Origin of the sequence: Brevibacillus ruminantium (genome assembly GCF_023746555.1) — a bacterium.
In the GTDB taxonomy this organism is placed as follows: Bacteria; Bacillota; Bacilli; order Brevibacillales; family Brevibacillaceae; genus Brevibacillus; species Brevibacillus ruminantium.
Map to the genome: position 1 here is coordinate 1,929,612 of NZ_CP098755.1, position 23,055 is coordinate 1,952,666.

Annotated in this window: 25 protein-coding genes, 4 tRNA genes and 1 riboswitch; of the genes, 23 read left to right on the forward strand and 6 right to left on the reverse strand. The window is 50.7% G+C overall.

What is annotated here, in order from left to right; all coding sequences use genetic code 11:
• Window positions 1–52: 52 nt before the first annotated feature.
• The 6 genes from NDK47_RS09385 to NDK47_RS09410 all read left to right on the forward strand — a co-directional run bounded on the left by NDK47_RS09385 (window position 53) and on the right by NDK47_RS09410 (window position 3,918).
• Entirely contained in the window at window positions 53–433 is a 381-nt protein-coding gene (locus NDK47_RS09385) for a spore coat protein (protein ID WP_407653432.1), read from the forward strand.
• Entirely contained in the window at window positions 430–1,566 is a 1,137-nt protein-coding gene (locus NDK47_RS09390) for a zinc-dependent alcohol dehydrogenase (RefSeq protein WP_251874563.1), read from the forward strand. The genes NDK47_RS09385 and NDK47_RS09390 overlap by 4 nt, the downstream gene beginning before the upstream one ends.
• An 89-nt stretch (window positions 1,567–1,655) precedes the next feature.
• Window positions 1,656–1,850 (forward strand): hypothetical protein, encoded by a 195-nt coding sequence (locus NDK47_RS09395; protein WP_251874564.1) that lies wholly within the window; start codon window positions 1,656–1,658, stop codon window positions 1,848–1,850.
• A gap of 11 nt (window positions 1,851–1,861) precedes the next feature.
• Window positions 1,862–2,164, forward strand: a complete 303-nt coding sequence (locus NDK47_RS09400) for a spore coat protein (protein WP_251874565.1) — start codon at window positions 1,862–1,864, stop codon at window positions 2,162–2,164.
• A gap of 385 nt (window positions 2,165–2,549) precedes the next feature.
• Complete coding sequence (locus tag NDK47_RS09405) at window positions 2,550–3,173, forward strand: YhbD family protein (RefSeq protein WP_251874566.1); 624 nt, start codon at window positions 2,550–2,552, stop codon at window positions 3,171–3,173.
• Between the two features lie 16 nt (window positions 3,174–3,189).
• Entirely contained in the window at window positions 3,190–3,918 is a 729-nt protein-coding gene (locus NDK47_RS09410; protein ID WP_251874567.1) for a polymer-forming cytoskeletal protein, read from the forward strand.
• Window positions 3,919–4,123: 205 nt separating this feature from the next.
• Here the strand turns inward: NDK47_RS09410 and NDK47_RS09415 are convergent, their stop codons facing one another.
• Entirely contained in the window at window positions 4,124–5,026 is a 903-nt protein-coding gene (locus tag NDK47_RS09415) for a sugar phosphate isomerase/epimerase family protein (RefSeq protein ID WP_251874568.1), read from the reverse strand.
• A 247-nt stretch (window positions 5,027–5,273) separates the two neighbouring features.
• Between NDK47_RS09415 and NDK47_RS09420 the strand changes: the two genes are divergently transcribed.
• The 8 genes from NDK47_RS09420 (at window position 5,274) to NDK47_RS09455 (ending at window position 13,333) form a co-directional block, all read left to right on the forward strand.
• The gene (locus NDK47_RS09420) at window positions 5,274–6,659 is read left to right on the forward strand and encodes a DUF455 family protein (protein ID WP_251874569.1); all 1,386 of its coding nucleotides are present in this window, start codon (window positions 5,274–5,276) and stop codon (window positions 6,657–6,659) included.
• A 31-nt stretch (window positions 6,660–6,690) separates the two neighbouring features.
• Entirely contained in the window at window positions 6,691–7,377 is a 687-nt protein-coding gene (deoC, locus tag NDK47_RS09425) for a deoxyribose-phosphate aldolase (RefSeq protein ID WP_251874570.1), read from the forward strand.
• A gap of 133 nt (window positions 7,378–7,510) precedes the next feature.
• Window positions 7,511–8,455 carry a ribokinase gene (gene rbsK, locus NDK47_RS09430; protein WP_251874571.1) on the forward strand — a complete coding sequence of 315 codons (945 nt, stop codon included), beginning with the start codon at window positions 7,511–7,513 and terminating at the stop codon, window positions 8,453–8,455.
• A gap of 74 nt (window positions 8,456–8,529) precedes the next feature.
• Window positions 8,530–10,044, forward strand: coding sequence for a sugar ABC transporter ATP-binding protein (locus NDK47_RS09435; RefSeq protein WP_251874572.1), 1,515 nt, complete (start codon window positions 8,530–8,532; stop codon window positions 10,042–10,044).
• Between the two features lie 2 nt (window positions 10,045–10,046).
• Entirely contained in the window at window positions 10,047–11,021 is a 975-nt protein-coding gene (locus NDK47_RS09440) for an ABC transporter permease (protein ID WP_251874573.1), read from the forward strand.
• 39 nt (window positions 11,022–11,060) lie between these two features.
• Complete coding sequence (locus NDK47_RS09445) at window positions 11,061–12,029, forward strand: substrate-binding domain-containing protein (protein ID WP_251874574.1); 969 nt, start codon at window positions 11,061–11,063, stop codon at window positions 12,027–12,029.
• 22 nt (window positions 12,030–12,051) lie between these two features.
• The gene (rbsD, locus tag NDK47_RS09450; RefSeq protein WP_251874575.1) at window positions 12,052–12,507 is read left to right on the forward strand and encodes a D-ribose pyranase; all 456 of its coding nucleotides are present in this window, start codon (window positions 12,052–12,054) and stop codon (window positions 12,505–12,507) included.
• A 94-nt stretch (window positions 12,508–12,601) separates the two neighbouring features.
• Window positions 12,602–13,333 (forward strand): GntR family transcriptional regulator, encoded by a 732-nt coding sequence (locus NDK47_RS09455; protein WP_251874576.1) that lies wholly within the window; start codon window positions 12,602–12,604, stop codon window positions 13,331–13,333.
• A 204-nt stretch (window positions 13,334–13,537) separates the two neighbouring features.
• Here NDK47_RS09455 and NDK47_RS09460 read toward each other — a convergent pair whose 3' ends face one another.
• The 4 genes from NDK47_RS09460 to NDK47_RS09475 form a co-directional block, all read right to left on the reverse strand.
• A complete protein-coding gene (locus NDK47_RS09460; RefSeq protein WP_251874577.1) occupies window positions 13,538–13,717 on the reverse strand; it encodes an EscE/YscE/SsaE family type III secretion system needle protein co-chaperone in 180 nt (59 codons plus the stop codon).
• Window positions 13,714–15,522 carry a phosphomethylpyrimidine synthase ThiC gene (gene thiC / locus NDK47_RS09465; RefSeq protein WP_251874578.1) on the reverse strand — a complete coding sequence of 603 codons (1,809 nt, stop codon included), beginning with the start codon at window positions 15,520–15,522 and terminating at the stop codon, window positions 13,714–13,716. The genes NDK47_RS09460 and thiC overlap by 4 nt, the downstream gene beginning before the upstream one ends.
• A gap of 159 nt (window positions 15,523–15,681) precedes the next feature.
• Window positions 15,682–15,791, reverse strand: a riboswitch (TPP riboswitch).
• Between the two features lie 54 nt (window positions 15,792–15,845).
• Window positions 15,846–16,199: a VOC family protein gene (locus NDK47_RS09470; protein WP_251874579.1), complete on the reverse strand. Its 354-nt coding sequence runs from the start codon at window positions 16,197–16,199 to the stop codon at window positions 15,846–15,848.
• A gap of 239 nt (window positions 16,200–16,438) precedes the next feature.
• Window positions 16,439–16,687 carry a hypothetical protein gene (locus NDK47_RS09475; RefSeq protein WP_251874580.1) on the reverse strand — a complete coding sequence of 83 codons (249 nt, stop codon included), beginning with the start codon at window positions 16,685–16,687 and terminating at the stop codon, window positions 16,439–16,441.
• 260 nt (window positions 16,688–16,947) lie between these two features.
• Here NDK47_RS09475 and NDK47_RS09480 point away from each other — a divergent pair, with 260 nt between their 5' ends.
• The 7 genes from NDK47_RS09480 to NDK47_RS09510 all read left to right on the forward strand — a co-directional run bounded on the left by NDK47_RS09480 (window position 16,948) and on the right by NDK47_RS09510 (window position 20,011).
• Window positions 16,948–17,319, forward strand: a complete 372-nt coding sequence (locus NDK47_RS09480; RefSeq protein ID WP_251874581.1) for a DUF6173 family protein — start codon at window positions 16,948–16,950, stop codon at window positions 17,317–17,319.
• Between the two features lie 423 nt (window positions 17,320–17,742).
• On the forward strand, window positions 17,743–18,414 hold the full coding sequence (locus NDK47_RS09485; RefSeq protein ID WP_251874582.1) for a YitT family protein: 672 nt from the start codon (window positions 17,743–17,745) through the stop codon (window positions 18,412–18,414).
• A gap of 219 nt (window positions 18,415–18,633) precedes the next feature.
• The gene (gene thiM / locus NDK47_RS09490) at window positions 18,634–19,446 is read left to right on the forward strand and encodes a hydroxyethylthiazole kinase (protein WP_251876086.1); all 813 of its coding nucleotides are present in this window, start codon (window positions 18,634–18,636) and stop codon (window positions 19,444–19,446) included.
• Window positions 19,447–19,570: 124 nt separating this feature from the next.
• Window positions 19,571–19,663 (forward strand) — tRNA-Ser (locus NDK47_RS09495).
• 10 nt (window positions 19,664–19,673) lie between these two features.
• A tRNA-Leu gene (locus tag NDK47_RS09500) sits at window positions 19,674–19,760 on the forward strand.
• A 49-nt stretch (window positions 19,761–19,809) separates the two neighbouring features.
• Window positions 19,810–19,886, forward strand: a tRNA-Pro gene (locus NDK47_RS09505).
• A gap of 51 nt (window positions 19,887–19,937) precedes the next feature.
• Window positions 19,938–20,011: transfer RNA gene (locus tag NDK47_RS09510), tRNA-Gly, on the forward strand.
• Window positions 20,012–20,149: 138 nt separating this feature from the next.
• Here the strand turns inward: NDK47_RS09510 and NDK47_RS09515 are convergent.
• Window positions 20,150–21,088: an EamA family transporter gene (locus NDK47_RS09515; protein ID WP_251874583.1), complete on the reverse strand. Its 939-nt coding sequence runs from the start codon at window positions 21,086–21,088 to the stop codon at window positions 20,150–20,152.
• A gap of 277 nt (window positions 21,089–21,365) precedes the next feature.
• Between NDK47_RS09515 and rarD the strand changes: the two genes are divergently transcribed.
• Together rarD and NDK47_RS09525 are read left to right on the forward strand one after the other, a co-directional pair.
• Window positions 21,366–22,277 (forward strand): EamA family transporter RarD, encoded by a 912-nt coding sequence (rarD, locus tag NDK47_RS09520; RefSeq protein ID WP_251874584.1) that lies wholly within the window; start codon window positions 21,366–21,368, stop codon window positions 22,275–22,277.
• A 338-nt stretch (window positions 22,278–22,615) separates the two neighbouring features.
• The gene (locus NDK47_RS09525; RefSeq protein WP_251874585.1) at window positions 22,616–23,014 is read left to right on the forward strand and encodes an EamA family transporter; all 399 of its coding nucleotides are present in this window, start codon (window positions 22,616–22,618) and stop codon (window positions 23,012–23,014) included.
• Window positions 23,015–23,055 lie beyond the last annotated feature (41 nt).

The window sequence follows — 23,055 nt, forward strand, 5'->3', positions numbered from 1 at the left end:
GACGGATACTTTCAATCAAGCACAAACAAAGAACCAGACAGATCGGATCAAAATGGACTATGTCGATCCCGCGAACTCGCTCAACATGCCGGAGATGGCTGACATGACGTTTGCCATGGATTTTCTGATCCGCGCGAAGGAAGGGGTGCGAAATATCGCGACAGCCCTGACCGAAACGGTTTCTCCAGATGCGAGAGCTCTGCTTCGAAAACAACTCCATCAAGGGATTGCGCTTCACCAGGAAATCACAGAACTGATGGTTCGGAAAAAGTGGTTTCATCCTACCGAGCTGGGCGAGCAATTCCAATTAGATATGCTGTCTGCTGACAACACAGTGGCCATCAGCAAGCAGAAGCTGTTTCCGGAAGATACGTCGCGCAAAGGAATGTTCGACCGCACACCGGACGAGCACAGGGGAGGGAGCCAGGCATGAAGGCCGTTACCTACCAAGGAATCAAAAATGTCGCTGTCAAAGAGGTACCAGACCCGAAAATTGAAAAACCGGATGATGCGATCATCAGATTGACCTCGACAGCGATCTGCGGTTCGGATTTACATCTGTTTCACGGGATGATCCCCAATCTGCAGGAGGATTATGTCATCGGGCATGAACCGATGGGTGTCGTCGAAGAGGTAGGGCCTGGTGTGACGAAATTGAAAAAGGGTGATCGTGTCATCATCCCTTTCAACATTGCGTGCGGTGAATGCTTCTACTGTAAAAATCATCTGGAGAGCCAGTGCGATAACGCAAACGAAAATGGCGAGATGGGGGCCTACTTTGGCTACTCTGGCACCACAGGCGGCTATCCCGGCGGACAAGCTGAGTATTTGCGCGTACCGTATGCGAACTTTACCCATTTTAAAATCCCGGAGAGCTGCGAGCATCCGGACGAAACACTGTGCCTGATCGCTGATGCCATGACCACGGCTTTTTGGAGCGTCGATAATGCAGGGGTGAAGGAAGGGGACACAGTCATTGTTATCGGCTGCGGTCCAGTCGGGCTTTTGGCACAAAAATTCGCCTGGTTCAAAGGGGCCAAACGGGTTATCGCGGTCGACTATTTGGATTATCGTCTGCAGCATGCAAAACGGACGAACAACGTAGAGATCGTCAATGCAGAAGCGGAGGAGAATGTCGGCAATCACCTGAAGGAAATGACAAAAGGCGGAGCAGATGTGGTCATTGACTGCACGGGGATGAGCGGCAAAATGTCTCCGTTGGAGGCGCTGTCTTCCGGACTCAAGCTGCAGGGCGGAGCGATGGGCGGGATTGTCATTGCTTCACAGGCCGTGAGAAAAGGCGGCACGATCCAGATAACCGGTGTGTACGGCGGGCGCTACAATGCATTTCCGCTCGGAGATATTTTCCAGAGGAACGTCACGGTTCGTACGGGTCAGGCACCGGTTATCCACTACATGCCCTATATGTATGAGTTGATCGATACCGGCAAGATTGATCCGGGGGATGTCATTACCCATGTAATTCCACTGAGTGAAGCAAAGCGGGGTTATGAAATATTTGATACCAGACAGGATAACTGTATTAAAGTTGTGCTCAAACCTTGAACTCTCCCGCTTAGGCTAACACCTTAAAGCGGGAGTTTTCCCGGCTAAACATCATATAAAAGAATCGCGATGATAGGAGGTCGCACAGCTTGGAATACGCCCTGCACGAAACCTTGGAAGTCCATGAAATCGCTGCCTTTAAAACGATCTGTTTGACCAAGTCAAAAACCATGCAGGCGCTGGTCTCGGACCCGCAATTAATCGACATCATGCAGCAAGACGTGATGGTATCCACCCGTCAGTTGCAGGAGCTCAGCGCCATTTTAACAAAAGCGACCCAATAGGAGATGTGCCTATGAATATTTTTTTGGAGAAATTGATAGGTTTTGACGTGATGACCGATCAAGTCATTGCCATGGATCTTTTAATTGCAGCAAAAAGCGGTGTGCGAAACTACGCCATGGCGGTAACCGAGGCGGGTTCACCCGAGATCAAAGCAACACTGACCAGGCATTTGGAAGAAGCGATTGACATGCATGAGCGAATCTCGGCGTTCATGATCGAGCGTGGCTGGTACCACCCCTGGAATGAAAAAGAACAATTTCAGCTCGATCTGCAAAACATTCGGACAGCCCTCGAAGTGCCCGTCCTGGGATAGAAAAGCACCCCGAAAAGGGTGCTTTTTTACGATTTTTACCGTGAAATGACTATATTGGATGTAACCGCTTGCGGTCAGCACTTTTGTCCCCCGATGAGAGGAGAAAACGATCATGACCGCTTTGTTTTTGTTTTTGCTTTTGTTTTTGTCCGGCCTTAACTTTGTCTGCTGTTCATTCCCCTGTTCACAGCGCGTCCTGCCTTTCCGCCTCCAACCGCGTGCTGCTGGGTATTGGAGAATCCAGGGAAACAGAGAAAAGTGTGGGACAGGTGACAGCATGCATGGAAAATAATGCAAGAGTCGTGGAGCGGAGTAAACAGGGACAAAAAACCGCATTTACAAACGTAACAATGTTATGTTACATTGTTTTCAGGAGGTGCTTCCCATGGAACCAGGATTAATCTCCAAGAAAGAACTGTTGGAACTGACCGGCATTTCTTATGGACAATTGTATCGGTGGAAGCGGAAGCAATTGATTCCAGAGGAGTGGTTTATTCGCAAGTCTACCTTTACAGGTCAGGAAACGTTTTTTCCCAAGGATAAGATTTTGATTCGCATCGACAAGATTTTGCACATGAAGGACGATTTATCTTTGGATGAGCTGGCCGATATGTTCTCTCCCCATGCGGCGGAGCTGACGTTATCAAAAGATGAATTGGTTCGGCGAAACATTGTTTCGAGCGTTTCGCTTGATTTTTACCTGGAACAAACGGGGGATAGCGAGGCGTTCACCTTTGAGCGGCTGCTGCATCTGTTTGTTCTGGATAAAATGCTGAAAACAGGGGAGATCAATCTGGACGAAGGGAAAATGCTGATCCAGATTTTCCAGGATCACGCCGAAGCGCTGGAGGGGAAGAACTTCGACCTGCTATTTGTTCGGAAAATGGGGATTTCCACCTTCCTGTTAATCGAAAGCGACTGTCAGGTGTTTGTGGAAAACAGCGCAAGAATCGTACGGAGATTACAGATTACAGGCTGCATCGAAGAATTGAAACGACAGATCGTCTAATTGGAGGGTGACGAGGATGGAATCCAGAACCAGAGGCAATGTGACTATCAACGGAACCGGCACGGCGACCGGCGGCTATGTGGATGAAGTAAAAATAAACGGAGCGGGAACGATAACCAGTGATCTGGACTGTATCAACTTTACCTGCAATGGCACTTCTGATGTCAAAGGAGCTGTGAAGGCAGAGCGCATTCGGATAAATGGCACGACATCGATCCAGGGACATGTGAATGCGGACAAGATACAGGTTCACGGTACGATCGATGTTTCGGGAAACCTGGCCTTCAAAGAGGTAGTGGTTAACGGCTCTTGCGACATTGGCGGCATGGTTTCCGGGGAAAGTATGGAGATTCAAGGCTCTGTTTCCATTGCACAGGACTGTGAAGTAGAACTTTTTACCGGCAAGGGTGGATTCACCATCGATGGACTGCTGAATGCAGGAACGATTGACTTCCAGCTTTACGGAAAGGCGAGGGCTAGAGAGATCGGCGGCGAAACCATCACGATTCGCATAGGAAAAATGTTTGGCTTAAACAAGCTGATCAAATCCTTTTTTGGCGGGGCCCATGAGCTGAGAGCCGATGTGATTGAAGGGGACGAGATTTTCCTGGAGAATACCCGCGCCAAAGTGGTGCGGGGGAAAAACATCGCGATCGGAGAGGGTTGCGAGATCGATGAAGTGGAGTATACAGGCACCTTGAACATTCACGATGATGCAAAGGTGAGAAGCTATAAAGCCGTTTAGGCGCATGCCTGTTTACCATAATTTGGCCATCTCAGAAGTTTCAACACACGCCGATACAAAAAATAAGGAGCGATTCCTCGTTCCAATTGTTCTGGGGCATCAAAGACAGCCACTCTGTGCAAAAGGCTGTCTTTTTTTTGCTCCCCAGATAAATATTCGTAAAAGAAAAGCCCACCAGAGGCTACACCCAAAAAAGCCCGATCCATCAGAACCCGGCTTCATCGTCCTCCTGTACTTCACGCCAAGCCTGAAGGGCCAACTGCTTCAATACCAATCCTTGCTCCCAGCGATTCGAGATCTCCTCCATTTTGTTCGTGCAGAACCCATACCGGTCAATCGCATACGGAACAGGACCCAGCTCGCAGACAAAAGGCAGGACATCCCCGTGCTGCGCTTCCTGTCGCCAATTTTTCATCCCCTGTTTCCACCACGCCAGGAACCGCTCTGTCATCGGGTGTTCTCCCGCTGGTCCGATATCCACCTGAATTTGTTGTCCATTGGAGATGCGCCCATGTATACAGGATGTACGCTTCAATAATTGCTGAAAGCAATCCTCAGCCCGCTCCTGGGAGGTAAGCATTTCGCCAGCCAGGACATAGTGGGAAAAATCGATGGTAAAGCGCAGGTCAGGAAGCGCTTCTGCGTATTCGACCGTACGCAGGAGGTCCTGTGTGATCCGTCCCCGATGCGTTTCCACAAAGACAGGGATGTTCCATTTTTTCCCTTCCTGGATGATGCCGCTCAAACGTTTCACGGCCGCATCCCCCACGACGAACGAATCCTTTACCTGTGCGTTGACATAGCTTACGCCAAACTCTTTGGCCTCCTGCAAAAATGTGCCAAACTCATCAGGATCTTCGGGAAAGGCCTCAATCCCGAATTCCAGTTGATATTGATCCAGCAGTTTACGCCAGAGCTCCGCTTCTTCGGGGGCGGGCAGCCTGCCCATGATGCCGCTGTAACCGGCTTCGGCGATGTTCGCAATCTTCTTTTCCAGAGACCATTCCCCGCGTTCATCTCCGATTCCTCTCATGGCCCACCAGGATTGGTGAACCTGCAGGCGAGGGGGGAGGGTAGCCGGATCGTACGAGCTTTTGCAAAAGTTCATCCAAAATCACCTCGATTAAAAGATTGATCAGAAAAGACTGACTACTGAGAAAATGGGGTTGACAGCTGAAAGAAAAACCTATACCTTTGACTTAGACGTCCATAGAGGTATATACTCCAACATGGACATATCATAATCGTAAAGCTGCTGTTTTTCAAGGGCTTTTGCGAGTGATGTGCTTTCTGAATGCCGATGCAAAGGTACAGAACGTCACGATACGAAAGACGACGAAGGAGGAGAAGAGCGGATGACAAAAACGTATCTGCCAGGCACAGAGAGAGGCAAATACATGCGCTACGACACAGCGGTGATCCTGAAGCGTTTTTACCTGTGTGAAAAGGAACTGGTCGTCAGCGAAGCAGGATGGATTCCCGGGATTCCCTATTTTGAGATGAAAACACTATTGCCGAAAATCTTGTGGGAAGACGCCATGACTGGCCATGCGCTGCGCGAGAGAGTGTTCGAGCTGCGTTTCCCCAGCCGCATGCTGGAGATAGGCGAGGACCAGCAATTGATCGACCTCATTCAAAAGGCTCGCTGCGCGCCAAATGCGCTGGCCTTTCTGTCAACACTGGCCGAGGTATTTAAACCGGCTTTACTTAAGGCTTATGAAACCTATCTCAATCTGGCTGATCAGATTGGGGATGGACCGACCTACCGCTTTATGAATCTCGCCGTAGAAGAAAAGCAAAGACAAATCCGGGAGATCCGGGAGCTTGTCCAAAAAGAGCTGGCTGTAACCACTCAAGAGGAACGCGAACGCGCCGAGCGATGGACGCAAGAGATACAGGAGAGCTTGCAAAAGCTGGGCGGAATCGGTCTGGATGCTCCGGCGGCGGCTGGGACCGCTAACACGTCAGAACAAGAGCATCACGCAGGCGCAACAAATGAGCTGGCAGCAGGAACAGTGTTCGCCGCTTCGGCAAAAGCAAGCGCAGCAGACAAATACCCGTTTACCCCACTGGAAACCCCCGCACGGGATGGTCGTTTTCTCCCGGTCCGCTTTTACTGGCCGGACAACGTGGACCCGACATTCCCCTACGGCGAAGGCTTCCAGCTGCAGCTCCGCAGTGCGGTCAGCCATTTAAACGAAGTATGGGCCGTCGAAAATGCAGGCTACGTGCTGTATGCGTTCGCAGGAGAATTAGGCTGGGACTTTATCTATGATGCAGCCCGCTGGGTCTATGATGAAAGCCGCCACTGCCAGATGGGATATCGGCGTTTGAAATCATGGGGCTTCAGCGAGCAGGAGCTGCCGCTGGGTACCTACATCTACGACAGTTGTCAAGGACAAGACCCCATTTACCGGCTGGGCATGCTGTTCTACTTCGAATCGAAAAACATCGGGAAAAAGCTGGACCGGATCAAAAACTTTGCTTCCATGAATGACCGCACGAGCCAACACGACATGGACTTCGACTGGGCGGATGAGACGATTCACACCAGCTACGGCAAGACCTGGCTGTCGGCCGCTCTGAAAAAACGGGGGCAGGACCCGGATGACTACACCGAGATCAAGGAAGTGTGTGAAACCATCGTGAAGCGCACCGTGGAAACAGCAACCCCGGCAGAAATTGAGGAAATCACGGCAATCGCAAACCGGATGATCGAAAAAGTAAAGGCTTCCCAATAAAGAGGACACCATTTTAAAGGAGTTGGAGAACATGGCTACATTTACGGTAGAACAAGTAGCAGCAAAAATTCAGCATACGCTGGTCACGCCCAATGCTTCTGAGGAAGAGATCAAACGCGTATGCGAGGAGTGCATGACATACGGGTTTGACGGTGCGATGATTCAGCCCGTCTGGATTCCACAAGCGAAAAAATGGCTGGCTGGCAGCAAAGTGAAGGTTTGCACCGCGTTTGGCTATCCGATGGGCGGCGCGACGACGTTTACAAAAGTGGCGGAAGCCCGCGATGTCATCGCCGCAGGTGCCGACGAGTTTGACTTCATGCCCAATTACGGCTTGTTTAAAAGCGGCCGCTATGACGAGTTCGCTCAAGAGATTGCAGCTGTTGTGAAAGCAGCCGAGGGCAGAGTGGTCAAAATCATGTTGGAGTTTGGAATGCTGAGCGAGGAAGAGAAAGTGAAAGCCGCCACATTAGCCAAAGAAGCGGGCGTCACCTACCTGAAAAATTCCAGCGGCTGGGGCCAGGGCGGTCAAGCTACAGTGGAAGACATCCAGCTTTTGCGCCGAATTGCCGGCAACGAGACAAAAGTGAAAGCCTCGGGCGGGATTCGCACGTTTGAGGATGCTGTCAAAATCCTGGATGCCGGTGCAGAGATGATCGGGACCAGCGGAAGCGTGAAGATTGTCACCGGGAAAGGTGAAATCAGCACGGTCTATTAAAAACTGCCAAACTGTAATTTCAGACTGTTTGGAGCATTATTTATTTTGACAAAACGAAAAACAGGGGTATATCATGGTATATGAACGTTACTGTACGTTTATGATTTTAGACCGATGCTAAAGGAGTAGAGAGATGCAAGCACAAGGGCAGAAGCATATCGTCGTCATCGGCAGCTATAATGTGGGCTTTATTTGCAACACGCCGCGATTGCCCGTCTGGGGAGAAACGATTCTGGGAAGCGGATTCTCTGTCTGCCACGGGGGAAAAGGCTCCAATCAATCCGTCGCGGCAGCGAAGCTTGGGGGCCATATTTCTTTTATCGGCTGTCTCGGAGATGATCCTTACGGAAAATCCGGAGTGGCCATGCTGCGGGAAGCGGGAGTCGCCGTGGATGAAGTCTCCTTCTCTTCCACATCCCCTACAGGAGTGGGCTTCGTCTTCCTGAATGAACAAGGCGAAAATTGTATCGTTGTCGACCCGGGAGCCAATCATCAGCTCCTGCCAGACGAGCTGGAGACAAAGGAAGCCATCCAGAATGCCGATATCCTCGTTTTTCAACTGGAAAATCATCTAGATACGATCAAAAAAGGCATGGAGCTGGGGAAAAAGTGGGGAAAAACCGTCATTCTAAACCCGGCTCCGGCAACACCCAAACTGGATGACCTGCTCGCCCTCTCCACCATCGTCACACCAAATGAATCTGAGCTGCTCATCCTGCACGGAATGGACCCTTCCAGCGAGCTGAATGATGCCGAGTGTGAACGTTTGGCGCGGCTCATCGTTCAAAGAGGCCCGCAAGCCGTTATCGTGACCCGCGGAGAAAAAGGGGCGATGGTCGTCACGGCGGATGAGGCATTTCCGGTCTTTGCGCCCAAAGTGAATGCAGTCGATACGACCGGAGCAGGGGACTCTTTTACGGGAGCCTTGGCAGTAGCACTTTCGGAGGGGCAAACGCTTCGCGAGGCCGTACGCTTCGCCTGCTATGTCGGCGCATACTGCGTCACTCACGAAGACGTTATTCCAGCGCTTCCAAACCGTGACCAGTTGTACGCTTTCATGAAGCAATTCGAGGGATAGAACCATTTCTGAAAACGCTTTAAATGGAACGAAAACGTTTTAAATGGAAGTAAACGCGGAAAGGAGGGACTTCGATGCCGGCGCTCCTCAGTTTGCAGGACATAGAAAAAAGCTTTGGCCCTAACCAGATTCTCCACAAGGTTGATTTCCAATTGCAAAAAGGACAGGTGCACGCCCTTCTGGGAGCCAATGGAGCGGGGAAATCCACCTTGATGAAAATCATTGCCGGCGAGTACACCAAAGATGCCGGAACCATCGAGATCGAGGGAGAGAACGTTCACATCACCTCACCAGGACATGCCAAACGGCAGGGAATCAGCGTGATTCATCAGGAACTGAGCCTGGTGCCCGAGTTTACAGTGGCAGAAAATGTGTATCTCGGAAAAGAGCCGGTACACGGCCTTGGTTCCTTTCTCCTGTTCAAAAGCGAAGCAGTGCGCAAAACCCAGGCATTGCTGGATCAATACCAGATTCAGCTTGACCCGCACAGCAAGGTCGGTCAGCTTTCCATCGGTCAGCAGCAGGTAGTCGAGATTTTGAAAGCGATTTCCGAGGATTCCCGGGTACTGGTCATGGATGAGCCCACTGCTACGCTGACAGCCGCCGAGACGAATCAGCTCTTTGAAGTGATCCGCTCCTTGCAGTCCAAGGGAATCGGAATTATCTACATCTCCCACCGTCTCGACGAGATCCAGCAGATTTGCGATCACGTCACCATCCTGAAGGACGGCAGAAAGACGGCAGAGGGACCGATCGAGGAATTTTCCAATGAGCGTATCATCGAGTGCATGGTGGGCAGACAGATGGATCATTACTACCCGAATACGGCCCACAGTCCCGGTGATGTCATCCTGGAGCTGCAGAATATCGAGAAAAACGGTGTGCTTCATAGTGTTTCCGCCTCCTTTCGAAAGGGTGAGATTGTCGGCATTTTCGGATTGCTTGGAGCAGGACAGTCTGAGCTTTTGCGCATCCTCTTTGGCGCAGATCAGGCGGACGGCGGTCAACTGATCTGCAAAGGAAAGCCGGTCCAAATCGATTCCCCGTTAGCTGCGATGAGCCAGGGGATCGCACTCGTGACCGAAAACCGAAAAGAAGAGGGCTTGATTTTGGAGCTCGGCTCTGATCAGAACATGACGCTCACCAGCATGCAGCAATTCTCCGACTATGGTCTTCGCAACCTCGGAAAAATCAGAGATGTTGCCAAACAATACGTGGAGAAGTTAAACATCAAGCTGCCCGGGCTGCATCATCCAGTCAAGCATCTGAGCGGGGGCAACCAGCAAAAAGTGATTTTGGGCAAATGGCTGCTCACCTCCCCCGATATTATCCTGCTGAGTGAACCGACACGGGGGATCGACATCGGGGCACGATCCGAAATCTATCACTTGCTTGACCAATTGGCGCATGAGGAAAAAGCGATTGTCATCGCCTCTAGTGATGTGGATGAGATTCTGGGCTTATGCGACCGCGTCCTGATCATGTTCCGGGGCGAAATCATTGCAGAAGTGAGTCAGGCAGAGGCCAGCATCGAACTCCTCATGGAATACGCGTCAGGAGCCCGGCAATCAACGGGGGTGGGGGGATAACCATGACAAACAGCACGAATCCGGTAATCGGCAAACCAGCCGTAAACAAACTCAGTCTGATTCAACAATACGGGATGTTTTTTATCCTGATTCTCGTGGCAGCGATCTTCACGATCCTGACACCCAACTTTTTAACCGCATCCAATCTGATCAATATCCTCAGACAGGTATCGGTGATCGGCATTGTGGCGGCTGGTCAAACACTCGTCATCATCACAGCGGGAATCGATTTGTCGGTCGGAAGCATTGTGGGTCTGGCCGGTGCTGTATCGGCCGGGGTGACACTGGCTACCGGCAATGCGTTTCTCGGCATCGTCGCCGGGCTATTGACGGGCGTAGTGTTCGGGGTCGCCAATGGTCTGCTCATCTCGCGCTTAAAGCTGACACCCTTTATCGTCACGCTGGCCTCGATGACCATGCTGTCCGGCTTTACTCTGATTTACACAGGCGGAAACCCGATCCTGGTGACCAATCCTGTCTACAAATTCATCGGGCAAGGCTACATCGGCCCCATTCCATTTCCGGTCGTGGTTCTCTTGCTGGTTTATGTGCTGCTTTATTTCATGCTCAAACGCACGGTGCATGGACAGTACATTTACGCGATCGGGGGCAATGAAAAAGCGTCACTGCTGGCGGGTGTACGGGTAAATCTGCATAAGACGATCGTATACGGGACCTCGGGTCTTCTCGCAGGGCTGGCCTCTGTGATTCTGACCGCACGTCTCTCATCCGCCACACCGGTAGCGGGTACGGGGTATGAGCTTGATGCCATCGCCGCCGTAATTCTGGGGGGCACCAGCTTGTTCGGGGGCAAAGGGAGCATCGTCGGAACGCTGATCGGGGTACTGCTGCTGGGCATTTTGACAAGCGGTATGAATCTGATCAACGTCTCGCCCTTTTACCAAAACGTAGCGAAGGGCTTGATCGTACTCTTGGCCGTGATTATCGACCGCATGATTAACAAAGAAAAACAATAACCCGTGTCGAGCGGGAACAGAGGAAAGAGGGGGATTTTCATGAAAAAATGGTTGTTTTCTCTGGTAACTGGATTGCTGCTGCTGACGGTGACGGCGTGTGGATCTTCTGGTTCGAACACACCGGCGAATGGCTCGGGCAGCGCTGGTGGCGACGGTAAGATCAAAATCGGTTATGCGATCAACACACTGAATAACCCATTCTTCGTCGCGGTAAAAAAAGGAGCAGAGCAGGAAGCGGAAAAACTGGGCGTAGATCTGGTTGTGGTCAATGCCAATGATGATCTGGCCACTCAGCTCCAAGGCGTGGAGGATCTGATTCAGCAAAAGATCAACATCCTGATCCTCGACCCGGTCGACAGCAAGGGGACGATTCCCGCTGCTGAAGCGGCCAATAAGGCAGGAGTCAAGGTCATTACGACAGGACGCGAGCTGGAGGGCGGCGAGGTTGTGACGCATCTCGGCTATGACGAGGTCAGACACGGGATTGTCTCCGGCGAATTTCTGAACAAACAGTTGGGTGGCAAAGGCAATGTCGTTGAGCTTCAAGGCATCATGGGAACAAATGTAGCGCAGGATCGCAGCAAAGGCTTCCAGGAGGGCGTAACCACATCTTCGGAAATCAAGATTATCGCTTCGCAGTCGGCTGATTTTGACCGGGCCAAGGCAATGACGGTCATGGAAAATATCCTGCAGGCAAACCCGGATATCCAAGGTGTTTACGCAGCCAATGATGAGATGGCCCTGGGTGCCGTACAAGCGATCAAGGCGGCGAACCGCACCGGCATCGTGGTCGTATCCAATGACGGCACAGCCGACGCGCTGCAAGCCATCCAAGCTGGAGACATCGCTGGCACGATGGCGATCTACCCGAACCAATACGGACAGAAAGCGGTCCAGATTGCAAAGAAAGTCGCCAGCGGTGAATCTGTAGGGAAAAAACTGGAGCTCCCCTCCATTTTCGTAAACAAGGATAACGTGGAAGAAGCGATCAAAGAATCGCAAAACTAACCGGGAAGAGGAGTGAGTGATCATGAAAAAAGGATTGCTGTTAAACCGCGAGCTGAGTGAAGTCATCGCTTCGATGGGTCACACCGATTACCTGATTGTCTGCGATGCCGGCTTTCCGATTCCAAACGGTGTGAAACGAATTGACCTGGCGCTGAAAAAGGATCTGCCTGATCTGGAGACGGTACTTTCTTTGATCGCTTCCGATTTTATCGCCGAGAATATTTATGTGGCCGAAGAGGTGGAAACCCACAATACGCCGCTTTACAACAAGATCAAGCAAATTTTCCCCGGTGTGGAAGTGGGGACGATGAAACATGAAACGATTTTGACAGAGATGGCGAAAAAGGCGAAAGCGATTGTTCGCACCGGTGCTTTTGATCCCTGGGGCAATGTCATCCTGCAATCCGGTGTGAGCGTCCCTGAGTGGTTCGACAAGCCGGGTATCGTCGTACCCGATTACTACAAGGATAAAATGTAACAGCGATTCATTCGCTACAACTCGCGGTTGTCTTGAAAAAACAGCGGGATAACCGTATAGTAAATTAGAATAAGTTGGATAAAGGGTGAACCCAGTGATCGAAAAAACAGGTCCGGAACCGATATATATTCAAGCAAAAAATTGGATACGGGGCAAAGTTGCGAACGGTGAGTGGAAGCCAAAGGAGAAGCTGCCGTCGGAATCGGATCTCGCTGCAGCATTGGGTATCAGCCGGGGTACCATCAAGCAAGCCATCAAGCAGTTAATTACTGAAGGCATTCTCGTCCAGATACACGGAAAGGGTACGTTTGTCGTCGGTGAACAAATGGAATACCCGTTGGCGGAGAGGCTGATTTCCATCGCCGAAACCATGATCGAAAGCCACAAAGACTTTACGACAAGATTGCTTGGTATGGAGACTGCCGCTGCGGATCAAACGGTAAGCAGATTTTTAGAGCTGGAACAGTCCGATCAGGTATATCACCTCAAGCGGTTGCGGTTTATTGAGGATACACCGGTCGTCTTTCTGGAGAACTTTTTGCCGAAGCAGCTATTCCCCGGCCTCGATCAGCACAACTTTGAAGAGAATACGCTGTTTTCCATCATTGAAGATCGCTATAAGCTGAAAATATCGTGGGGGAAACGATCCTTTCTGGGCAAAGGTGCTGATGAAAAGATCGCGGAGATGCTTGAGATTGACAAGGGAACGCCGATTACCTTCCTGGAGCAGACAATATACACCGAGGACAATCGACCGATTGAATATTCAAAAGTGTGGCTGCGCAATGATCAGATCAAGCTGACGTCGATTTTGAAGCGAGTGTAGAGCGAGACACCCGAGACAGATTCGAGAAGAAACGCAAAAATTCGTGACATACAAGACGAAAAGGTGCCTAGCATAACGAGAACATTCCTTGTTTTCGGCAGGTCCAATCTTTTATAGCGGTAAAAGCATGATGCAATCAGCCGCACGAAAAAAACGGGAGGCTCCCATTTCGAAGCCCCCGTTTTTTTGTGTTCCATTTTGTGTTCAATAATAAAGACTTTCTGTCCACGAGCATTTTCGGCAGGTGCGGGAGAGCGGCGTCTCCTGAAATTCATGCGGGCATGCCTTCTGCATCTCTGCCAATTGCTGGCGCAGCTCTGCCAAGGCTGTCTCCAGCCGCATGATTTCCGTCCGTATGACGCGGGGATCTGTCTCCCGCATCATTGCCGATCGATCCCTTTGTACAACTGCCCGCCCTGCTTGCGAAATTCCTTCGCTTTTTCTTGCATGCCCGCCTCAATTTCACTCTGGTCAAGCAGGGGAGACGGGTTTTCCCGGGCATAGGCCCGAATATCCTGCGTGATTCTCATGCTGCAAAACTTCGGACCGCACATGGAGCAGAAATGCGCGGATTTGGCTCCCTCGGCTGGCAATGTCTCGTCATGGTACTCACGGGCCCGCTCGGGGTCGAGGGAGAGGTTGAACTGGTCGTTCCAGCGAAACTCGAATCTGGCTTTGGAAAGAGCGTCGTCACGCACTTTGGCGCGCGGATGACCTTTGGCCAGATCGGCTGCATGGGCGGCAATTTTATAGGCGATCATACCGTTTCGTACGTCTTCTTTGTTCGGCAGACCGAGATGCTCCTTTGGCGTCACATAGCAGAGCATCGAGGTGCCAAACCAACCGATCATGGCCGCGCCAATCGCTGAGGTGATGTGGTCGTAGCCGGGGGCGATGTCGGTTGTCAGCGGGCCCAGCGTATAGAAAGGCGCTTCGTGGCAAAGCTCCAGCTGTTTCTCCATATTCTCTTTGATCAGGTGCATCGGCACATGGCCCGGACCTTCGATCATCACCTGGACATCGTGTTTCCAGGCGATTTTCGTCAATTCACCCAAGGTTTCCAGCTCGGCAAACTGGGCTTCGTCGTTGGCGTCGGCAATCGAGCCGGGACGAAGTCCATCCCCCAGTGAAATTGAAATATCATACGCTTTGAGAATCTCGCAGATCTCTTCAAAATGGGTGTACAAGAAATTCTCCTGATGATGAGCCAGACACCAGGCGGCCAGGATAGAGCCGCCGCGGGAGACGATTCCGGTGACGCGATTGGCTGTCATCGGGATGTAGCGGAGCAGCACGCCGGCGTGAATGGTGAAATAGTCCACGCCTTGCTCCGCCTGCTCGATCAAGGTATCCCGGTAGATTTCCCAGGTCAGCTCCTCCGCTTTTCCGTTTACCTTTTCCAGCGCCTGATAGATCGGAACGGTTCCGACAGGGACTGGGCTGTTGCGGATGATCCATTCACGAGTGGTGTGGATATGCTTTCCGGTCGACAAATCCATGATGGTATCTGCGCCCCAGCGAGTGGCCCACATCATTTTTTCCACTTCTTCCGCGATCGAAGAAGTGACGGCTGATGTCCCGATGTTGGCATTCACCTTGACGTGGAAATTCCGCCCGATGATCATCGGCTCTGCCTCGGGGTGATTGACGTTCAGAGGCAGGATGGCACGTCCACTGGCGATTTCATCTCGCACAAATTCGGGAGAAACGCCTTCTCGGATGGCGATGAACTCCATCTCCGGCGTAATGATCCCGCGACGGGCATAATGGAGCTGGGTGACGATTTTCCCTGATTTGGCCCGATGCGGTTTGCGGCTGCCTCGGGGAAAGATCGGGATGGCCGTTGCCCCGCGCTGCTCCTCGGAGTGGAAGCCGTCATCGGCCGGTTGAACTGCGCGGCCTGTATACGGCTCTGTGTCCCCGCGCTCAGCGATCCAGCCTTCGCGCAGAGCGGGAAGACCCTTTTCGATATCAGCCTGATAGTCCGCTGTTGTATATTCACCGCTGGTGTCATAGACCTGGATGGGGGGATTGGGAACTTCGCCGGTTACACCCTGCGAAGGCTGGAGCGAGATTTCCCGCATCGGTACTCGAATGTCCGGTCTGCTGCCGGTCAGATGCACCTTTCGGCTGCCGGGAAATGGTTGTACGGCGGTTAAAGTGAGGGGAGAAGCTTGTGGTGTAGACATGAAAAAACCTCCTTGTCATGGTTGCACGTGGCGTAAACCCTGAGGGAGGCGGAAGAAAAAACGCGTCCAATGACGAAAGGAAACGCCGCAGGAATATCCTGCGACGCCAGACGCGAGAGTGGAAAGGACGTTAAATGCTCGCGAAAATGCGAGTCCTTTCAAGTCATATAGACAAATTCCTCCGCTGGCATTACCCAGTTCAGGTTCAACGGTCGACGACAGAATAGCCGTCCTCTCAGCCTGGTTCCCCAAGCTCCCGTGCGTGTATTTTGATTTGATACAACAACATCATACCATCATTTGGGTTTTATTCAAGCCCCTGACTATTTTTTGTTCTGTATCAGACCGATACCAAGGCCGACAGGGTCTACCAGATAGGCCAAGTAAAATTCATCAAACTCCATCTTCTCCCGTACGATTTTGGCTCCGTGCTCCACCGCGCGGGCGAGTGATTCGTCGATAGAATCGACCTCAATCGTAACGCGTATCCCATGAGGATAATCAGCGGGTCCCAGTGAAATGCCGCCGTCAATCCCCGGCTTCTCATCTCCTCCGGTCGTGACGGTGCGATAATCCCAGTGAGGCTCCCCAATTTTCCAGCCAAACACAGATGAATAAAAGGCAGCAGCTTGCTCTGGATGCTGACTGTTTAATTCGAACAATACGACTCTTGCCATTGTAACGTTCCTCCCCATGAAATACGTACGTCAATGATTTCTTCACCTTTTTACCAATTCCTGCTGGGCTGCCATCCATCCGATCACAATTGAGATGGAAGTAAAGGGAAAGAGGGAGGAGCAACAGACCGTTTACAATCATCGTGAAAACGGTTATACGCTCATTTGTCACTACCGTTGAAACCGCAGGCGATAGGGGAAACTTCCCTCGTCCCGATCTAACGACAAAAGAAAAGCGATCAGCGATGAATCGCCTGATGAGCTTTCGCTTCATCTTCGGGCTTCACATAGATTTCGTAGGTAAAAAGCTCAGAACGCGGCGGCAGGGTGTTGGAGGCATGCTGCCATACATTCCCCAAAGGGGATTTGGTCCGGAAGCTTACGCCGTGCTGCTGCAGTTTGGCTGCGACCCGGGCGTATGCTTCATGTCCGATGGCGATATAGACCAAACATTTGTGGCTCGAAAAGAAACGGGAGAACCATCTCATTCTGCGATCTCTCCTTTCCGATTCAGCTCCTTTTCTGACAATACGAATTTCTCACAAAATGGTTTCGGAAAGCGGACGATCACCTCTTCCGTTTCTTCCGGGAGAAATGATAGGATAGAAGAACAACAGTGAATCAACCACTAAGCCAAACCAGTGGACCAAACAATGACAGCACGCGATCACGGTCGTTTCTATGAAAAACCAGCGGGATCGTATTTCGTAGAATCGCCTTGTGATCAATGAGAGAGGAGCGGTTACGAATGAGTCAGCCATCCGAGCTTCTGCCGCAAGTCATGCATGCAGCTGCACCGATGTTGTCAGACGGCATGAACGCGGAGAACGCCAGCGACTTTTGCCAGATGCTGGTCGATATGATTAATGAGTTTGACACCAATCTGGACGAAGAGCATCAGGTGGCCATGCGGCTGGTCTCCTTCGGTCAGACCATTACCTTTCACGTGACCCATCTTGGCTACTGCAATCCCAGTCTGATCCGATTTTACGGCACCCTGGAAAACGGATCGCTGGTGGAATTGATACAGCATGTCTCGCAAATCAGCTTCTTGCTTATGGCAGTCAAGCGAGTCAATCCGATCGAACCGAAAAAACCAATTGGATTTATCTCCAAATAGGGAACCTCATCATGGGGTTCCCTTTTGCTTCCTTGAGCGGAAAAACCGAGAAAAGCGGAGCAAACCCTGCTCATTTGCAGTAAAATCCTGATCATCTCGCAGAGCCATTTGCAAAAAAACGAAAAAACGGCTGAATTTCAGGGGCTATCCCGAATTGCCGCATTCGATGAGTTCCAGTTCTTGTGATAAAATAAAGGTAATTCAAAAACGGAAAGGATCAGGATACCAATGGTTCCGTATAGGAGCGTATGGAAACGTTATGATCTCTCCTACACATAGCGTCGTAGCATGTCGATCGTCACATCGGCGACTCAACCTGCTGCGAAAGTGAGGAAAAACGTATGGAACGCTGTCTGTATGTCAGAAGTTCCTCCGTGGTCGGTGGGTCGCTGAGGCCAAAACCGAAGACATTGCGAGGAAACCATGATGAGGAGAGCAAAACCGTTACGAAAACAGGTAGCTCAGATTAGTTTGATTTTGTTTGGAGCGTGTTTGTTAGCATTTGCGTATTACCATATCAACTTCCAGAATCACTTGTCGGAAGGCGGATTCGTGGGTTTGGCCCTGCTTGCCAAATACGGATTCAATTTTCCGCCGGCGGTAACGATGCTGGTCCTGGATATCCCGCTGTTTATCATGGCGTGGATGCTCAAAGGACGCCAGTTCATCTGGAACACAATTCTTGCGTCACTCGCTTTTTCAGGCTTTTATGAATTGTTTGAAAGATTTTCGCCAGTTGTCATAGATTTGGGCAACCATATGTTGGCGGCCTCGATTCTCTCCGGCTTGTTGACCGGTCTGGCAACCGGCATTATCCTTCGATTCGGCGCCGCTACGGGCGGTGACGACATCATGTCCGTCCTGCTGAGCAAATACACCGGTCTGTCGATCGGGACGATCTTTCTTTTGCTGGACTGCATGGTGCTGGCGCTGTCATTCCTGTATTTGCCTATGGGAGAAGTCTTCTATACAGTGATCGCAGTTGTGATTGCCAGCCGGGTCATTACCTGGACAGTGGGCAAGTCGGCGATGGCAGAAGAAGAAGAGACGGTTGCCGGACATGGACATGTGGAAGGCGCCCGCTCATCTCTCTGAGTTCCTCTCTTAAAAGGGACGAGAATGAAGACAGGTCCATCTTGCGCTTGCAAATGAACAGCAAACATATAGGGATGAAAAACCGGAGGTAATCTGACTCGCGGTTTTTCTTTTTTTCAGTGAAGGGGGCATCTGCCTACATGCCTCTTTCTTTTGGTGTAAAATAAGAGGAGCGAAAGATGGAAAAGAAACCGCGTAACAGGAGGAGAGATGGTCATGATTGATTTGCAAAAGATCACCCATACTTGGGAGCGTGTAAAAGAGCAAAAACCGCTCGTACATAATATCACCAATGTGGTTGTGACCAATTTTACTGCCAATGGTTTATTGGCATTGGGAGCCTCTCCCGTCATGGCCTACGCAAAGGAAGAGGTAGCCGACATGGCGAAGCTGGCCGGCGTTTTGGTGCTGAATATCGGAACGCTGAATCAGCAAGAGGTAGAGGCCATGATCATCGCCGGTCAGGCGGCAAACGCGAACCAGGTTCCGGTGGTGTTTGACCCCGTTGGCGCTGGAGCCACCGCTTATCGAACGGAAACAGCGCGAAGAATTCTCCAAGAGGTGGACGTCACGCTTCTGCGCGGAAATGCGGCAGAAATTGCGCACGTATTCGGAGAGACCTGGGAAATCAAAGGTGTGGACGCAGGTGAAGATGGTTCGGACCAAGAAAAAATTACGCTTGCTCACAAAACAGCCAAACACTTTCAGACCCATGTGGTGATCACAGGGAAAGAAGATATCGTCTCGGATGGAAGTCAAACCTGCCTGGTGAAAAACGGCCACCCGCTGTTGACGCAGGTGACGGGAACTGGCTGCCTGCTTTCATCGATCATCGGGGCATTTCTGGCTGTGGAAAAAAACGTGCTGCTGGCTGGCGCTTCTGCATTGGTTACCTATGGAGTGGCGGCGCAAATCGCTGCTGAAAAAACGCGGCAACAAGGGCCGGGCAGCTTTCAGATCGAGCTTTTGAATCAACTGGCCATGGTAACAAAAGAAGACATTTTGCGAGATGGGGATGTAACACTTCTCTAATGGATCTGTTCGTTGACTGCCTTGATGCTGAAAAAAGTTTGTTAAATAATCCCTCTTGAAAAATAGCTATTTCTATGTTAGAATCTAGTTTGTTAGTGAGAATTGGATAGAAGATGTTTCTTCTGGATGGATGTCCGAGTGGCCGAAGGAGCACGATTGGAAATCGTGTAGACGGGGATGACTCGTCTCGTGGGTTCAAATCCCACTCCATCCGCCAGAAAAAGCTTGCGGTCGTGGCGGAATTGGCAGACGCGCTAGATTCAGGTTCTAGTGGTGGCAACACCGTGGAGGTTCAAGTCCTCTCGACCGCACCATACATTTTTATGTATGGTGCATTTTGCTTTCAATAGGCATTCTGACAATCGGGAAGTGGCTCAGCTTGGTAGAGCGCTTGGTTCGGGACCAAGAGGTCGCAGGTTCAAATCCTGTCTTCCCGACCATTTCACTTTTCATCGATGTTCTTCATGCAGACAGGCTTGATCCTTGTGCTTGCGGGTGTAGTTCAATGGTAGAACTCCAGCCTTCCAAGCTGGTCGCGTGGGTTCGATTCCCATCACCCGCTCCATTTTGCAAAAGTTGCCCAGCGATGCCGGATCGGCGTGCTGGGTTTTTTGATAACCTAACGCTACATTTAGATCGCTCCCCCATGAACAGGCGTCGATATAAAAAGCGTATCAACCACAGATTCGGTTGATACGCTTTTTTACATGTTTGCAGAGGGCGGAATCTTCCTGAGGTGCTTCTGTCCCGAAGGATGATCGGCGGCACGGCGAGCAGGTTTCCGCTTGATCTGAGGGACGATAATGGCCATCAAAATAATACATACACCTGCCCATTGAGCCGCAGTAACTTGTTCGTGAAGCACGAAGCTGGAGAGCAGAACTACAGTCGGCAGCTCGGCTGCACTGAGAATAGTGGCAAGGCCATTGCCGAGACGAGGGACACCGATCGCCAGACAGAGAATCGGGATAACAGATCCGAAGCAGCCGACGAGCAGCGCGTAAGGGAGCAGGCCTTCCCAAATTCGGCCATTCACGAGAAAAGCAGGCGGATAGACCAGGGAAAGCAATAGGGCTGCAAGACTGATGGAAATCGCGCTGCGGAGATAGGGATTCATCCCGGGCTTAATGCGGCCGCTGAAAAAAATAACCGCAGCAAATGTCGCACCGGAGAGCAATCCTGCTCCCAGTCCAAAGAGACTCACCGATTTTAGGCTGCTCGTATCCAGTCCGCTAGCAAAAACGGTCCCGATGGCCAACAACACAAGAGAAGCCCATTTTTCTGGAGTCGGCCACGTACGGTCAGCCACCGATTCGATCAAGACACCGATCCATGTAAATTGAAAGAGCAGGACGATGGCCAGTGAAGCAGACAGGCTGTTAACTGCTTGATGATAAAAAAAGCTGGTGGAAGCCATCATGATGCTGACAGGAAGCAGCAGGATGACGTAGCGCCAGCGAAAGCGCTCCTTGGAAATAAAAAAAGCGACTGCTGACATGATCAGTCCGCCGAATAGAAGTTGACTGGCACTTAATTCTTTTGGGGTAAAGCCTGCCTGAAAGGCGGCTTTCATAATAATAGAAAGAACCCCGTAGCTTACAGCTCCCGCAAGAACAAGAAGCACGTATCTCCAGTATGACATGGCTGAACTTCCTTCTTTCTGACTAAACAAATTCTACCCGAACTATTGTACTACGGATTGATTTTGGTTACAATAATAGTTTTTGAACTCTTTCACTCGCTAACGAACTGCATTGCTGCCTCGCTGCCAGGATGGCGTCGGTGTGGGTAGGGGAGTGTCTGGTGTGCTTATTCACTGTGTAAATAGATAGATCGCTGCAGGCTCTTCGTTTACACTGAAGAGAGAAAAATGTTCATGGCAAGGCAAGATGTCTGATTGCAAGCGGGGGACTGGGGTAATGAAGCAGGGAGTGTTATATGCAGTGGCCGCCTACCTCATGTGGGGAACGCTGCCGCTGTACTGGAAGGTCTTTGAAAAGATGGGCGCATGGGAGATATTGGCCCATCGTATTTTTTGGTCGGCTGTGTTTGTCGTCGTGTTATTGTATGTTACAAAAAAGCTGAAAGAGTTAAAGAGAGCGGTAACGGACAAAAAGACGTGGGTCTTGCTGTTCCTCAGCTCATTGATTATCAGCGGCAACTGGTTCATCTTCATCTGGGCCGTAAACAACGGACATGTCCTGGAGACGAGCCTTGGGTATTATATGAATCCGTTGATAAGTGTTTTATTCGGGGTCCTTTTTCTGCGAGAACGGCTGAGAGCGGGCCAGTGGATTGCGATTGCTCTTGCCGGCATCGGGGTTGCTGTCATGACGATCAATTACGGAAAAATGCCGTGGGTCGCCATCATGCTCGCACTCACCTTTGCCTTGTACGGTCTGGCGAAGAAAACAGTCCGTCTCGACTCGATGCTCAGCCTTGCCTGGGAAACCTTGTTCGTTGCGCCGATTGCGCTTGCATATCTGTTCACTCTGCAAGTGAACGGCCAGGAAACGGTCTTTTCGCTGGAGGGCTGGCAAATCATCCTGTTGACACTGGCGGGAGTAGCAACGGCCCTGCCGCTGTATTGGTTCGCGCAGGCAGCCAAGATATTGCCGCTCTCGACGGTCGGTTTTATCCAGTATTTGTCCCCAACGATTTCACTGTTCATTGCCGTTTTTCTTTTCCATGAGCCTTTTACAAAAACCCATTGGCTCAGCTTTGGCTTTATCTGGAGCGCGTTGATCGTGTTTACCCTCAGTTCGTTGCGAAGCAGGTCACAATCAGTATCGGCTTCGCCAAATCTGGCCTTAAAAAAGAGAGCACAGTAAAAAAACTCCGCCCTTCTATGGAAAGGAAGGGAGGAGTTTTGCTTTTTAAATTGATAACCTTACACCGCTCAAGTATTTTTTTATGAAAGTTAAAAAATTTGTTTGTAAATATCTTTGTTTGGATACAGATTAGGGAATTCTCTTGTATGTGCAGAGCCAATAGTCTCCTTTGTCTTCAACACTGTAAAGGAACCAGAAGGTTGCTACTCGTGTTGGTACGCTATCTTTAGTAGGATATTGGCTTTTGTACGCTCTTAATTCCATTGTGTTCTCAGATTGGATAGTTTGGTGATCCGATACATTTGTAGAAGCACTAATAGGTGAGACGACACCGAAAATTGCAAATATTGAAGCTAAACCTGCAACAACCTTCCTTTTCATCAAAAGCACCTCCGAAAGTAAAAGTTTATCATATATACCGAATTTTACCATATTACTTTACAACAATCAATCTGTTAACGCTAGCAGATGTGGCAACGACTCTGCCGCTCTACTGGTTTGCCCGTGCGGCAAGGATATTGCCGCTGTCTACAGTGGGTTTTATCCAGTATTTGTCCCCAACGATTTCACTGTTCATTGCCGTTTTTCTTTTCCATGAGCCTTTTACAAAAACCCATTGGCTCAGCTTTGGTTTTATCTGGAGCGCGCTGATCGTGTTTACCCTCAGTTCGCTGCGAAGCAGGTCACAATCAGTATCGGCTTCGCCAAATCTGGCCTTAAAAAAGAGAGCACAGTAAAAAAACTCCGCCCTTCTATGGAAAGGAAGGGAGGAGTTTTG